We start from the raw sequence: 13,553 nt of genomic DNA, 5'->3' as shown, positions 1-13,553 counted from the left end.
AACCAGTGCGATACACAAAAGTCAAACCATGCCCTTTTTGTGGTTGTCCATCAGTAACGGTGAAAGCCATTTCAGGATATTACCGCGCGAAGTGTAACGGATGCGAATCCCGAACCGGCTATGGTGGAAGTGAAAAAGAAGCACTCGAACGATGGAATAAACGAACCACTGGAAATAATAATGGAGGTGTTCATGTATAAAATTACCGCCACTATTGAAAAGGAAGGTGGCACTCCTACTAACTGGACAAGGTACTCAAAAACAAAGTTAACCAAATCGGAATGCGAAAAAATGCTCTCGGGGAAAAAAGAAGCAGGCGTTTCCAGAGAGCAGAAAGTAAAACTGATAAATTTTAATTGCGAGAAACTTCTGTCCTCGTGAGTTGCATTATATCCAAATTAGAACTTCATAGCTGATTATTAAAAATCAATCACGTCCGCCAGTATTCTGTATATTTACTGGCGGTCATATCGTAAGAGGTATGGCAATGAATCTTGTGACACTCAAAACGTGGGGGAAACTCAGATATCCGGATAATCCACCATCAATATCAACGCTGAGACGATGGGCAAGGAATGGAAACATTTATCCTGCACCTGAACTACACGGGAGGAGTTACAGGGTGGTTCCGGAGGCTTTCTATATCAACCCAAATAAGGTTGATACCGATATAACACACCATCAGCCTAATGGGCGACAAGGGAGAGACAGTCCGTTACTGGAGAAGTTAAAACATGCAGCGGAAAAAATACGATCCCAATTTGCCTAAAAACTTAACATATCGAAGGAGGGACAAAGCATATTACTGGCGCAACCCTCTGACGAAAGAAGAATTTACACTAGGTAAAATTTCAAGAAGAGATGCAGTAGCGCAGGCAATTGAAGCAAATCATTATATATACAAAAACTACTCTCCTGCTGCCTTAATTGAAAAGCTTAAAGGGTTCGACTCATTTACTATGGCAGACTGGATTGAACGTTACAAAACGATTCTTATAAGGAGAAAAGTGTCCAGAAATACTTATAAAATCCGGGTAAATCAACTGGAGACAATAAAAGAAAAATTGGGAGAGATTTTACTGACAGAAATAACCACTCGCCATATTGCCGAGTTTCTTGATTTGTGGATTGAAGGAGGGAAAAACACAATGGCAGGATCAATGCGTTCTGTGTTGTCTGATATGTTTCGCGAGGCCATTGTTGAAGGACGTATATCTCAAAATCCAGTCACGCCAACAAGAGCACCGAAAATAGTAGTTACAAGAGAACGACTGAAACTAAAGACATACAACTGCATCAGGGAGGCAGCAGATCAACTTCCGGCATGGTTCCCATTAGCTATGGATTTAGCCCTTGTAACAGGACAACGTCGCGAAGACATAACGAATATGCGGTTCAGTGATATTTATGATGACCGTCTCCACATCAGGCAAATTAAGACAGGAATGATGATTGCTATCCCTCTGTCACTCAGCCTTCCTGTCGCTGGTCTACGGCTTGGTACAGTAGTTGAACGATGCCGCCTGGTAAGCCGGGGAGATTATCTAATCAGTGCCGGGATTAGAAAAAACAGCCCTGACGGCAGCATTCACCCGGATGGCCTGACAAAAAAATTTGTCGCAGCCAGAAAATTAACAGGTATCCAGTTCAGTGAAAACCCACCAACTTTTCACGAGATCAGAAGTCTGGCTGGACGATTGTACAAAGAAACATGTGGAGAAGAATTTGCCCAGCGCCTACTTGGTCACACATCGGAGAAGACAACAAAAATGTATCTTGATGAGCGAGAAAAAACGTACTTACTGCTCTGATTTTAACGTAAATGGATTGTTAAATGTATATTGGTTGTGATATAACCAAAAAAGACCGGAATACAGAAATTCGAGTAAATTTCGGGGAATTTCGGGGAGACGCTTGCAACTAATTGATTTTAAATACAATTAAAAAGAGACCGAATACGATTCCTGTATTCGGTCCAGGGAAATGGCTCTTGGGAGAGAGCCGTGCGCTAAAAGTTGGCATTAATGCAGGCTTAGTTGCCTTGCCCTTTAAGAATAGATGACGACGCCAGGTTTTCCAGTTTGCGTGCAAAATGGTCAATAAAAAGCGTGGTGGTCATCAGCTGAAATGTTAAAAACCGCCCGTTCTGGTGAAAGAACTGAGGCGGTTTTTTTATTGGAAATCAAAAGGCTATTTTAGGTAATTAACAGAGTTTTTCAGCTCGTTCTATAAACGGTGCCAGACTCATTTTTTCGCCGGGATTGTTAGGATCATCAATCTGAATCACCGAAATGGGTTGGGCTTTAGTCTTCCCACTGGCAACTTCCTTTTGTGCGATATCGTTTAAAGGATACTGCACGAGGGTACTTGGGTTAATGACATACAAAGCATTACCCGGTCTGCAAGTCAGCATCACCTCTTCGCGATTAAACGCCCATTTGTCTTTACCCACTTCAAAACGACTGACGGTAATCACCTGCGGTGCAGCCAGCGCCGCTGCAGAACTGGTGAGTAACAGAAACGTCAGAATACTTTTTTTCATCATTTTCGTAATCCATCAAAAAGGTTCGAGAGTCGCAAGCAGGCTGATGATCACCAGCACTACCGCACCTATCGCCCATTCGAGTTTAGTCATCCACTCAAACCAGGGTGCCGCACGATCTTCATCTTGCCTCATGCGCGGTACAAGAACATAACGATTAGCCAGCGCAATGACCACCATAATCATCACCAGGATGGCTTTGAGCAATAAGAGTTGGCCCCAGTAAGTCGTAAGCGTGGAGGGAAATCCGGTAATCAACAATGCATTAAGCACGCCGCTTGCCAGTACGCCGATCACCGCAAAATGCCCGCACCAGGAAAAACGCATCAGCGCCTGAATGGCCTGGTGTCGCCAACGGCCTTTGATGAGTTGCATACACCAGAGCACCGGCAGTAATCCCCCAAACCACGCCGCCGCACAAATCAGGTGAATCGCGTGATTAGTCTGATGGATTTTCGCCGTTACCCCTTCATTCATCGTCGCATGCCCCACTCCCGCCAGCAGAATAAATTGCGCGGTAGTGAGCATAAACAGCAAACGTGACACATTCCGCGGTTGCATAAGGGCGACGATCAACGTTACGAGGGCGAGAACAATTTGCCATAACCAGACGCCACCAAACTGCGTTTGCAAAACAGCCTGCCAAATGTTTGGCGAAAATACATCTGCCCATCCCGTTCCCATCAACCCGCCCTGAACGGCGAGCATTGCAGTGGCACTGATCAAACTCCAGACGGCAGCGTGCTGTTGTAAACGCAGAAAACGCTTCGCCAGCAAGCGACGAATCGTTAAGGGGGCCAGCCAGGCACCGTACATTGCGAAGCCAAAGACCAGCATCAGCGAGGTGAAATGGATAAATCGCAGCGCGATCCAGGTAAACGCCAGCATGATTTATTTCACGCTAAAGGTGTAGTGTCCTTTCGTTTTATGCCCGTCCACCGAAACAACATGCCAGTCAACGATGTAGGTTCCGGGTTTCAGCGAATCGGCCAGTGGAACAATCAGTTGCTTTTGGTCCTGCTCATTTCGCTTCGCCGGTAATGTTTTAATATTTTCGTTTTTTGGCCCCGTGATTTTTGCACCACTGAATCCTGTTTCAACACCTTCCGAGAAGTTTAAAGTGATTGCCTGCGGTGCAGCTGTCACTTGCGCGTTTGCCGCAGGATACTGATGCGTTAAATGCGCATGTGCCCAGACGGAAGGTGTCACCAACGAAGTGGTCAGGATTGCCAGCGCGTAGCGAAGGGAGCGTGCAGTTGAAGTCATATTATCTATTCCTTTTTGTAATAACTTTTTTACAGAGCATAACCTTGTCTAATGTCTGAGTCGAGGATCATCAATTCCGGCTTGCCATCCTGGCTCACTCTTAGTAACTTTTGCCCGCGAATGATGAGGAGATTAAGAATGCTGAAGAATCTGGCTAAACTGGATCAAACAGAAATGGATAAAGTGAATGTCGATTTGGCGGCGGCCGGGGTGGCATTTAAAGAACGCTACAATATGCCGGTGATCGCTGAAGCGGTTGAACGTGAACAGCCTGAACATTTGCGCAGCTGGTTTCGCGAGCGGCTTATTGCCCACCGTTTGGCTTCGGTCAATCTGTCACGTTTACCTTACGAGCCCAAACTTAAATAAAACTTATACAGAGTTACACTTTCTTACATAACGCCTGCTAAATTATGAGTATTTTCTAAACCGCACCCATAATTTGCAGTCATTTTGAAAAGGAAGTCATTATGTCGTTCTGGAAAGTTGCAGCAGCGCAATATGAGCCTCGTAAAACCTCACTCACCGAACAGGTAGCTCATCATCTGGAGTTTGTGAGGGCCGCCGCCAGGCAACAATGTCAGCTGTTAGTTTTTCCATCGCTTTCTTTACTGGGGTGTGATTATTCGCGACGTGCCCTTCCTGCCCCACCCGATCTCTCACTGTTAGACCCGCTTTGTTATGCCGCAACGACCTGGCGAATGACCATCATTGCCGGCCTTCCCGTTGAATATAACGATCGCTTTATTCGTGGAATTGCGGTGTTCGCACCGTGGCGAAAAACGCCTGGGATCTACCATCAGAGTCATGGTGCATGTCTGGGTCGTCGTTCCAGAACCATCACGGTGGTCGATGAACAACCGGAAGGTATGGATATGGACCCGACCTGTTCACTGTTTACTACAGGGCAATGTCTGGGAGAACCCGACCTGCTGGCGTCGGCCCGTCGCTTACAATTTTTTTCACATCAGTACTCGATTGCCGTGCTGATGGCAAATGCCCGTGGTAACAGTGCACTATGGGATGAATATGGTCGTCTCATCGTTCGCGCCGATCGTGGTTCATTATTGTTAGTCGGTCAGCGTTCATCACAGGGTTGGCAAGGCGATATCATTCCATTACGCTAGGCTTTTTCGGCCTGGAGCATGCCATGTTGCGCATTATCGATACAGAAACCTGCGGTTTGCAGGGAGGGATCGTTGAGATTGCCTCTGTTGATGTCATTGACGGAAAAATCGTCAACCCCATGAGCCACCTGGTGCGCCCCGATCGTCCTATTAGTCCACAAGCGATGGCGATTCATCGCATCACCGAAGCCATGGTCGCCGATAAACCGTGGATTGAAGATGTGATCCCACACTATTACGGTAGTGAATGGTATGTCGCGCATAACGCCAGCTTTGACCGCCGCGTACTGCCTGAGATGCCCGGTGAGTGGATTTGCACTATGAAACTGGCCCGTCGTTTGTGGCCTGGGATCAAGTACAGCAATATGGCGTTATATAAAACACGCAAGCTCAATGTACAGACGCCGCCGGGCCTGCATCATCACCGCGCGTTGTATGACTGTTATATCACCGCCGCGTTGCTTATCGATATTATGAACACCTCCGGCTGGACGGCAGAACAGATGGCCGATATCACCGGACGTCCGTCGTTGATGACGACCTTCACCTTTGGCAAATACCGTGGCAAAGCGGTTTCCGACGTTGCCGAACGCGATCCGGGCTATCTGCGCTGGTTATTTAATAACCTGGACAGCATGAGCCCGGAGCTGCGTTTAACACTGAAACATTATCTGGAAAATACTTAGTCCGCAGGCGTAGCGGGTAATGTTCCCTGCGCCAGCGCGACCAGAAAAGCATATTCCATCGCTACGCCTTCGTACGATTTAAAGCGACCAGATTTACCGCCATGGCCTGAGTCCATGTCGGTACAGAGCAATAAAAGATGGTCATCGGTTTTCAGCTCGCGCAATTTAGCGACCCATTTTGCCGGTTCCCAATATTGCACCTGAGAATCGTGCAAACCGGTCGTTACCAGTAAATGCGGATAAGCCTGTGCGGTGACGTTGTCATACGGGCTGTAGCTTTTCATGTACTCGTAATATTGCGGATCCTGCGGGTTACCCCACTCTTCAAACTCACCAGTGGTAAGAGGAATTGATTCATCAAGCATCGTTGTTACAACATCAACAAACGGTACCTGGGCGATAACGCCGTGGAATAATTCCGGGCGTTGATTAATTGCAACGCCCATCAACATGCCCCCCGCACTCCCGCCCATCGCATAACAAAGCGAAGGAGAGCCATAGCCCAGTTTTAACAATGCATCGCAGGCATCAAGATAATCATTAAACGTATTTTTCTTCTTCAGAAATTTTCCGTCTTCGTACCATTGTTGCCCCAGCTCACCACCGCCGCGAACATGGACAATGGCGTAGACAAAGCCACGATCTAACAAACTCAAGCGGCTAAAACTGAAATCGGCATCAATACTTGCGCCGTAAGAACCATAGCCATACACCAGCAACGGGTTGTGTCCTTTGCGAAAATGTTTGCGATGGTAGACCAACGAAACCGGAACTTCGACGCCATCACGGGCGACTATCCACAGGTGTTCACTGCGGTAATTCGCCGCATCAAAACCGGGCACTTCTGTTTGTTTTAATACACGACGCTCACCGGTATCCATATCCAGTTCAAACAAAGTGTCTGGTGTGGTCATGGAAGAATAACCATAACGCAATCGCGCGGTTTCAGGTTCTGGATTGTAGGCAATCCAGGTCACATAGGCTGGATCATCAAAGGCAATACCAATGACTTCCCGGGTCTTGCGGTTAATTTGGCGCAAACTGGTTAACCCGCGCTGACGCTCTTCAACCACCAGCCAGTCGGTAAACAGCGTAAACCCTTCCAGCATGATGTTTTCGCGTGGCGGAATTAACTCTTCCCACTGTTGCTCATCACGCATACGGGTACGGTATAAGCCAAAGTTTTTGCCGTGGCGGTTGGAACGCAGATAAAAACGATGCTGGTAGTGATCAAGGCTGTATTCGTGATCTTTGCGGCGCGGCAGAAAAACAAACGGCTCGGCATCGGCCATTTCCGCGTCCAGCAGGCGAACTTCACTGGTGGTGGCGCTGGCCAAATGAATGACTACATAGTGCTTCGAGGTCGTTTTATGCAGGCTGACGTAATAGGTATCGTCTTTTTCTTCGTAGATCAGTTTATCTTGCGATGCTGGCGTACCGATGGCGTGACGCCAGACCTGATAAGGCAGCAGCGTCACCGGATGCTTGCGAACATAGTAGAAAGTCCAGGAGTCATTTGCCCAGACAAAGCTGGGTTCAACGTTATCCAGCAGTTCCGGGTACCAGTTACCTGTTTCCAGATTACGAAAACGAATGCCGTACTGGCGTCGGGAAAGAAAATCTTCTGCCAGCGCCATAATGGTGTTATCGGGCGTAATCGCCATTCCGCCCATCGAATAAAACTCACTATGAGCCGCGCGCTTGTTGGCATCGAGCAATATTTCCCACTCGTCCCACTCTTCACTGAACGCCGATTGACGCTGGTAGATAGCATATTCACAGCCTGGTTCATAAATATGCCGATAGCGGTAGCCATTTTTGATGTAGGGCGCAGAAACTTCTCGTTGCGGAATGCGGTCGATGATTTCCTTTAAGATGCGATCCTGCAAGGCTTGTTGTGAGGCCATCACCCGATGACCGTAACTATTTTCTTGTTGCAGGTAGTCCAGGACTTCTGGCTGAGAACGCGTATCGTCCCGCAGCCAGTAGTAATTATCGATGCGCGTATCGCCATGAAGCGTCATGGCGTGGGGAATGCGGGCGGCTTTTGGTAGCATGTTATTGTTCTTTCTGGTTGAAACATCCTATAAGGGTGGCAAAACTCACCGGGGATGCAAGCGAAACAGGGGAGTCATTGCTTAGATGATGACAGGTAATGGCGCGGATATCGAATGTTATGCAGACAGAGAAAATCAGTCTGTTCAAATGGCTGTGCGGTTCTGGATAGCCCGAAATATTCAACTTCAGACTATCCAGAGAGCGGAATTATTCCGCCAAAGTGCGTTTTTGCTGTTCGAGATCGCGTTCAATGCCGTCACGAACATCCTGGGGGATTTTCAGCGCGTCACCCAGTGCATTCAGGTAACTGCGTTCCATAAAATGGTCAATATCAATAGCCGCGCAACTCAGGAAATAGATTTCCAGCGCCTCTTCTTCATTGCGGACCCCGGTAGCCAGGCGTTGTGGATCCAGCGGTTGTTCGATTGCCTGCTCAATGAGTACACGCCCCTGCTCTTCCACGCCGGCTTCACGCAATTGCTGGTCGATTGCCGCACGTTCTTTGGCATCAATATGACCATCACTTTTAGCGGCAAAGACCAGCGCAAGGATCAAACGTTCTGTACGCTCATCCAGCGGCGTACTTTGCGCGCCAAACTGCGGTTCGTCCTGATGCGCCGCGCGAATTTTATCTTTGTATTTATTCCACAGCACCGTACCCGCTACCGCTCCGCCGCCAACCAGTAACGCGTTGGTGCCATATTTCGTAAGAAGTTTACGTGCTGATTTATTTGCGACCAGCAGCCCAGCCAGTCCGCCTAATGCGCCTGGCACTAACAGTTTGCCCAATCCCTGATCCGCAGACGAGGAGGTAGAAGAACTGCTTTGCCCAAGCAGGGATTGCAGTTGATTTAACCAGTTAGCCATATTTGCTCCTCAATAACCATTTTTAGTGCCTGTAGCATAGCGGATGAGGATGTCAGAAAATGTATATCGAGACAAAAGATGCGCAAATAAGCGGGGCGGTAGGCCGTTATTCAAAGAAATTCGCGCCAGGTAAGGTATTTACTGTATATCAGGTGATAAGGGTATTTTAGGTGAAAGTAGTTTGTCGTTTTGAGTGGCATTGTTTGATGCTGATTGCCCGATGCGACGCTGTTGCGTCTTCTCAGGCCTACGATTGTGGTGCGTTCTGGGGCGGACAAGGCACTCGCGCCGCATCCGCCAACGGTCAATCGAATTATCAGAAGCCATTAACGCCGCTGATATTCCGCCATTCCCGCTTTGCAGTCCACGCTGACCTGGTAATGAATATCGGCACTTTTACCACGCACGGTTAGCGGTACTGACCATTTATCATCTTTACCCTGAATGTCCTGCAAACTGACCCAAGCCACGGGATCGGCCTGACCGACAATTTTTTGATCATCTGCCCAGCGCGCCACGCGATTTTGTTGATAATCACGTTTTACGCTCGCGGCAATTCCGGCAGCATCCAGCCCTTCACACTTTGGGAAAGTGACCGACTTGCTGGTTTCATTATTGGCAGCGAAAACTGATGCGCAGGCAGAAACCAACAACAGCCCTAAAAACGCCCCTCTTTTTTTCATGTTTTTCTCCATAGCACAATGATTCAGGAGAAAGCATGGTACAAATTGTCAGGAGCGCAAGTTGCTTCAGGCCGCGTGTGAGGCATCTTCCTCTTCGGATTCAGCACCGACGACCTGTGGGGACGGTAATTTGCCGGTTTTCAGAATGGTGCTCAGCACATCTTTTTGTTCTGCCAGCCATAGCGAAAGGGCTTCACGTTGCTCGTCTTCCATTTGCACTGGAGAATTTGTCAGCCAGGTGTCAAGCAGATCCGCCGTATCAAGCATTTTGTCATAAGCATCGGCTTCCTTTTTGCTGGTAAACGACATTTTCTCTTCGCCCTCACGAATGACTACGTATTTAACTTCAACCGCCATTTGCAGCCTCTCATAATAACTGTGATTTTATACAGTATATTTCTTTTCGGTTGAGAAATCAACATCAGCAATAAAGACACACGCAAACGTTTTCGTTTATACTGCGCGCGGAATTAATCAGGGGATATTCGTTATGACGTTATTAGGCACTGCGCTGCGTCCGGCAGCAACTCGCGTGATGTTATTAGGCTCCGGTGAACTGGGTAAAGAAGTGGCAATCGAGTGTCAGCGTCTCGGCGTAGAGGTGATTGCCGTCGATCGCTATTCCGACGCACCAGCCATGCATGTCGCGCATCGCTCCCATGTCATTAATATGCTTGATGGTGATGCATTACGCCGTGTGGTTGAACTGGAAAAACCACATTATATCGTGCCGGAGATCGAAGCTATTGCCACCGATATGCTGATCCAACTTGAAGAGGAAGGACTGAATGTTGTCCCCTGCGCTCGCGCAACGAAATTAACGATGAATCGCGAGGGTATCCGTCGCCTGGCGGCAGAAGAGCTGCAGCTGCCCACTTCCACTTATCGTTTTGCCGATAGCGAAAGCCTTTTCCGCGAGGCGGTTGCCGCCATTGGCTATCCCTGCATTGTAAAACCGGTGATGAGCTCTTCCGGCAAGGGGCAGACGTTTATTCGCTCTGCAGAGCAACTTGCTCAGGCATGGGAATACGCTCAGCAAGGCGGTCGCGCCGGAGCGGGCCGCGTAATTGTTGAAGGCGTCGTTAAGTTTGACTTCGAAATTACCCTGCTAACCGTCAGCGCGGTGGATGGCGTCCATTTCTGTGCACCAGTAGGTCATCGCCAGGAAGATGGCGACTACCGTGAATCCTGGCAACCACAGCAAATGAGCCCGCTTGCCCTTGAACGTGCGCAGGAGATTGCCCGTAAAGTGGTGCTGGCACTGGGCGGTTATGGTCTGTTTGGTGTCGAGCTGTTTGTCTGTGGTGATGAGGTGATTTTCAGTGAGGTCTCCCCTCGTCCACATGATACCGGGATGGTGACGTTAATTTCTCAAGATCTCTCAGAGTTTGCCCTGCATGTACGTGCCTTCCTCGGACTTCCTGTTGGCGGGATCCGTCAGTATGGTCCTGCAGCTTCTGCCGTTATTCTGCCACAACTGACCAGTCAGAATGTCACGTTTGATAATGTGCAGAATGCCGTAGGCGCAGATTTGCAGATTCGTTTATTTGGTAAGCCGGAAATTGATGGCAGCCGTCGTCTGGGTGTTGCGCTGGCGACCGCTGAGAGTGTTGTTGACGCCATTGAACGCGCGAAGCACGCCGCCGGACAGGTAAAAGTACAGGGTTAAACCCGGCAAAAAAACGCTACAAAAATGCCCGATCGTAGATCGGGCGTTTTGACTTTTACAGCTTAGCGCCTTCTACAGCTTCACGCGCCAGCTTAGTAATGCGGTCGTAATCGCCCGCTTCCAGCGCATCTGCCGGAACCAGCCAGGAACCACCGATGCACAGCACGCTTTTCAGCGCCAGGTAGTCACGGTAGTTAGCCGGAGAAATACCACCCGTCGGGCAGAAACGGACCTGGGAGAACGGACCCGCGATCGCCTGCAGGGCTTTCACGCCGCCGTTAGCTTCAGCCGGGAAGAATTTGAACTCTTTCAAACCGTAGTCCATACCCAGCATCAGTTCGGAAACAGTGCTGATCCCCGGAATTAGAGGAATAGTCCCTTCGGTAGCAGCTTTCAGCAGCGGCTCGGTCAGACCCGGGCTAATTGCGAACTGTGCACCCGCTTCAGTGACTTCTGCCAGCTGCTGTGGATTCAGCACCGTACCGGCACCCACAATCGCTTCAGGCACTTCTTTGGCGATAGCACGGATAGCGTCAACTGCACACTCGGTACGCAGAGTCACTTCCAGAACGCGCACCCCACCAGCAACCAACGCTTTTGCCATCGGCACTGCGTGTTCCAGTTTTTTTACCACGATAACCGGTACAACCGGGCCGGTGGTCAGGATTGATTCTGCACTTGTTTTCCAGTTTTTCATCAGAGTTTTCTCTCGCCTGATTACAAATTTGTCGTCTTAAAAAGTGATACAGGTTGCGCCCTGTTCGGCACCGGACAGTTTTTCACGCAAGGCGCTGAATAATTCACGTCCTGTCCCCACGCGTGACGCGCTCAGGTCAGGAATGTGCGGTTCGCGAGCAGCCAGTTCCGCTTCGTCTACCAGCAGCGTCAGTTCGCCTGTCTGTCCATTCACACGAATGATGTCCCCGTCGCGCACTTTTGCCAGCAGCCCGCCATCGTAGGCTTCTGGTGTTACGTGGATAGCTGACGGCACTTTACCTGAAGCGCCGGAGAGTCGTCCATCGGTAACTAACGCAATTTTGAAACACCGGTCCAATAATACACCAAGTGGCGGCATGAGTTTATGTAATTCTGGCATTCCGTTCGCTTTTGGCCCCTGATGACGGACAACAACGACACAATCGCGGTCCAGCAAACCCGCTTCAAAGGCCGGCATAACGTCATGCTGGCTTTCAAAAACAACCGCTGGCGCTTCAATCACCTGGTTCTCAACCGGCACGGCAGAGGTTTTCATAACCGCACGGCCCAGGTTACCGCTTAACACTTTTGTCCCACCATGATGAGAGAAAGGTTGTTCGAAGGAAGCGATCACATTGCTGTCGAGTGATTTTTCCGCCCCTTCCCGCCAGTCCAGTTCACCATTATTCAGCCATGGTTCAAGGGTATAACGAGACAGACCAAAGCCTGCCACCGTATTGACATCTTCATGCAGCAGGCCTGCTTTGAGCAGTTCACGCACCAGAACCGGTACGCCACCTGCCGCCTGGAAGTGGTTAATATCGGCCGGACCGTTCGGGTAGAGACGTGCCATCAGCGGTACAACATCAGAAAGGTCAGAGAAGTCATCCCAGTTAATCTGAATACCGGCCGCGCGCGCCATCGCCACCAGGTGCATGGTGTGGTTAGTGGAACCACCGGTCGCCAGCAGTGCAACGATACCGTTCACCACCACTTTCTCATCGATCATCTTACCGATCGGCATCCATTCATTACCATTACCGGTCATGCGTGTAACCTGACGCGCAGCGGCAGCGGTCAAAGCATCGCGCAGCGGAGAATCCGGATGAACAAAAGAAGAGCCTGGCAACTGCATCCCCATAAATTCCACCACCATCTGGTTGGTGTTGGCAGTACCGTAGAAAGTACATGTTCCCGGCGCATGGTAAGACGCGGCTTCTGACTCCAGTAAGGCCATGCGGTCCACTTTACCTTCGGCATAAAGCTGGCGAATACGCACTTTTTCTTTATTTGGCAAACCGCTTGCCATCGGTCCAGACGGCACAAACACCGCAGGCAAATGACCAAACGACAGGGCTGCCATCGTCAGACCCGGGACAATCTTGTCGCACACACCGAGGAACAGAGCACCATCAAACATGTTATGGGACAGCCCGACCGCCGCAGACATCGCTATCACTTCGCGGCTTAGCAGCGACAATTCCATTCCATCCTGCCCCTGGGTGACACCATCACACATCGCCGGAACACCGCCCGCAACCTGACCAACCGCATTCGCTTCATGCAGGGCTTTACGAATGATTTCTGGATAGTGTTCATAAGGCTGGTGCGCGGAGAGCATGTCGTTATAGGAGGTGATGATGGCGATATTGTTACGCAACATGCTTTTCAAAGAGGCTTTGTCTTCTGGCTGGCAGGCAGCGAAACCGTGTGCCAGGTTACCGCATGCCAACTGCGAACGATGAACGGTCGAAGTTTTCGCTTGTTCTATCCGGGCGAGATAAGCAGAGCGAGTCTCGCGCGAACGTTCAATGATTCGATTTGTTACGCGTAACAATTGTGGATTCATAAAGGCTCCTGAAATTGAGTTGTCAGAGCAGGATGATTCACAACGCGTTTCATTCAGAGGATTTATGACTGAAACGCCTGTAACCGGAGCTCATAGGGCAAAAACGTTTC

At 49.6% G+C, this 13,553-nt stretch carries 17 protein-coding genes; 8 read left to right on the top strand and 9 right to left on the bottom strand.

The window, feature by feature from the left end; translation table 11 throughout:
• The first annotated feature begins 5 nt into the window (after window positions 1–5).
• The 4 genes from ralR to QZF50_RS01995 all read left to right on the top strand — a co-directional run bounded on the left by ralR (window position 6) and on the right by QZF50_RS01995 (window position 1,811).
• Window positions 6–200, top strand: coding sequence for a type I toxin-antitoxin system endodeoxyribonuclease toxin RalR (gene ralR / locus QZF50_RS02010; RefSeq protein WP_001307771.1), 195 nt, complete (start codon window positions 6–8; stop codon window positions 198–200).
• A complete protein-coding gene (locus tag QZF50_RS02005; protein WP_024165285.1) occupies window positions 193–381 on the top strand; it encodes a DUF1187 family protein in 189 nt (62 codons plus the stop codon). Before ralR ends, QZF50_RS02005 begins: the two co-directional genes overlap by 8 nt.
• 106 nt (window positions 382–487) lie before the next feature.
• Window positions 488–769, top strand: coding sequence for an excisionase (locus QZF50_RS02000; protein ID WP_001311878.1), 282 nt, complete (start codon window positions 488–490; stop codon window positions 767–769).
• On the top strand, window positions 735–1,811 hold the full coding sequence (locus tag QZF50_RS01995; protein ID WP_001189085.1) for a tyrosine-type recombinase/integrase: 1,077 nt from the start codon (window positions 735–737) through the stop codon (window positions 1,809–1,811). Before QZF50_RS02000 ends, QZF50_RS01995 begins: the two co-directional genes overlap by 35 nt.
• A 392-nt stretch (window positions 1,812–2,203) precedes the next feature.
• On the opposite strand, the gene QZF50_RS01990 is transcribed toward QZF50_RS01995, so the two are convergent.
• Genes QZF50_RS01990 through yobA form a run of 3 tightly spaced genes read right to left on the bottom strand, consistent with a single transcriptional unit; the run spans window position 2,204 to window position 3,808 of the window.
• Window positions 2,204–2,545: a YebY family protein gene (locus QZF50_RS01990; protein WP_000976492.1), complete on the bottom strand. Its 342-nt coding sequence runs from the start codon at window positions 2,543–2,545 to the stop codon at window positions 2,204–2,206.
• 12 nt (window positions 2,546–2,557) lie between these two features.
• Window positions 2,558–3,430, bottom strand: a complete 873-nt coding sequence (gene copD, locus QZF50_RS01985; protein WP_061892384.1) for a copper homeostasis membrane protein CopD — start codon at window positions 3,428–3,430, stop codon at window positions 2,558–2,560.
• Window positions 3,431–3,433: 3 nt separating this feature from the next.
• Window positions 3,434–3,808: a CopC domain-containing protein YobA gene (gene yobA / locus QZF50_RS01980; protein ID WP_000204699.1), complete on the bottom strand. Its 375-nt coding sequence runs from the start codon at window positions 3,806–3,808 to the stop codon at window positions 3,434–3,436.
• A gap of 138 nt (window positions 3,809–3,946) precedes the next feature.
• Here yobA and holE point away from each other — a divergent pair, with 138 nt between their 5' ends.
• The 3 genes from holE (at window position 3,947) to exoX (ending at window position 5,621) form a co-directional block, all read left to right on the top strand.
• Window positions 3,947–4,177, top strand: a complete 231-nt coding sequence (gene holE, locus QZF50_RS01975; protein ID WP_000916763.1) for a DNA polymerase III subunit theta — start codon at window positions 3,947–3,949, stop codon at window positions 4,175–4,177.
• 101 nt (window positions 4,178–4,278) lie between these two features.
• Window positions 4,279–4,935: a carbon-nitrogen hydrolase family protein YobB gene (gene yobB / locus QZF50_RS01970; RefSeq protein WP_000011652.1), complete on the top strand. Its 657-nt coding sequence runs from the start codon at window positions 4,279–4,281 to the stop codon at window positions 4,933–4,935.
• A gap of 23 nt (window positions 4,936–4,958) precedes the next feature.
• On the top strand, window positions 4,959–5,621 hold the full coding sequence (gene exoX / locus QZF50_RS01965) for an exodeoxyribonuclease X (protein WP_000944256.1): 663 nt from the start codon (window positions 4,959–4,961) through the stop codon (window positions 5,619–5,621).
• On the opposite strand, the gene ptrB is transcribed toward exoX, so the two are convergent.
• The 4 genes from ptrB to yebG form a co-directional block, all read right to left on the bottom strand.
• Window positions 5,618–7,678, bottom strand: a complete 2,061-nt coding sequence (gene ptrB, locus QZF50_RS01960) for an oligopeptidase B (RefSeq protein ID WP_000936915.1) — start codon at window positions 7,676–7,678, stop codon at window positions 5,618–5,620. The two genes, exoX and ptrB, sit on opposite strands and share 4 nt — an antisense overlap.
• A 208-nt stretch (window positions 7,679–7,886) precedes the next feature.
• Window positions 7,887–8,546, bottom strand: coding sequence for a tellurite resistance TerB family protein (locus QZF50_RS01955; RefSeq protein WP_000024745.1), 660 nt, complete (start codon window positions 8,544–8,546; stop codon window positions 7,887–7,889).
• 326 nt (window positions 8,547–8,872) lie between these two features.
• A complete protein-coding gene (gene yebF / locus QZF50_RS01950; RefSeq protein ID WP_001295500.1) occupies window positions 8,873–9,229 on the bottom strand; it encodes a protein YebF in 357 nt (118 codons plus the stop codon).
• A gap of 66 nt (window positions 9,230–9,295) precedes the next feature.
• Window positions 9,296–9,586: a DNA damage-inducible protein YebG gene (yebG, locus tag QZF50_RS01945; RefSeq protein WP_000257738.1), complete on the bottom strand. Its 291-nt coding sequence runs from the start codon at window positions 9,584–9,586 to the stop codon at window positions 9,296–9,298.
• Window positions 9,587–9,719: 133 nt separating this feature from the next.
• Between yebG and purT the strand changes: the two genes are divergently transcribed.
• Entirely contained in the window at window positions 9,720–10,898 is a 1,179-nt protein-coding gene (gene purT / locus QZF50_RS01940) for a formate-dependent phosphoribosylglycinamide formyltransferase (protein ID WP_000173511.1), read from the top strand.
• 55 nt (window positions 10,899–10,953) lie between these two features.
• On the opposite strand, the gene kdgA is transcribed toward purT, so the two are convergent.
• Together kdgA and edd are read right to left on the bottom strand one after the other, a co-directional pair.
• Window positions 10,954–11,595, bottom strand: coding sequence for a bifunctional 4-hydroxy-2-oxoglutarate aldolase/2-dehydro-3-deoxy-phosphogluconate aldolase (gene kdgA / locus QZF50_RS01935; protein ID WP_000800512.1), 642 nt, complete (start codon window positions 11,593–11,595; stop codon window positions 10,954–10,956).
• Between the two features lie 36 nt (window positions 11,596–11,631).
• Window positions 11,632–13,443, bottom strand: coding sequence for a phosphogluconate dehydratase (gene edd, locus QZF50_RS01930; RefSeq protein ID WP_001069467.1), 1,812 nt, complete (start codon window positions 13,441–13,443; stop codon window positions 11,632–11,634).
• Window positions 13,444–13,553 lie beyond the last annotated feature (110 nt).

Source organism: uncultured Escherichia sp. (genome assembly GCF_948475835.1).
GTDB lineage: Bacteria > Pseudomonadota > Gammaproteobacteria > Enterobacterales > Enterobacteriaceae > ECMA0423.
The sequence above is the reverse complement of the archived record's forward strand: the minus strand, read 5'-3'. Positions and strand labels throughout refer to the sequence as shown.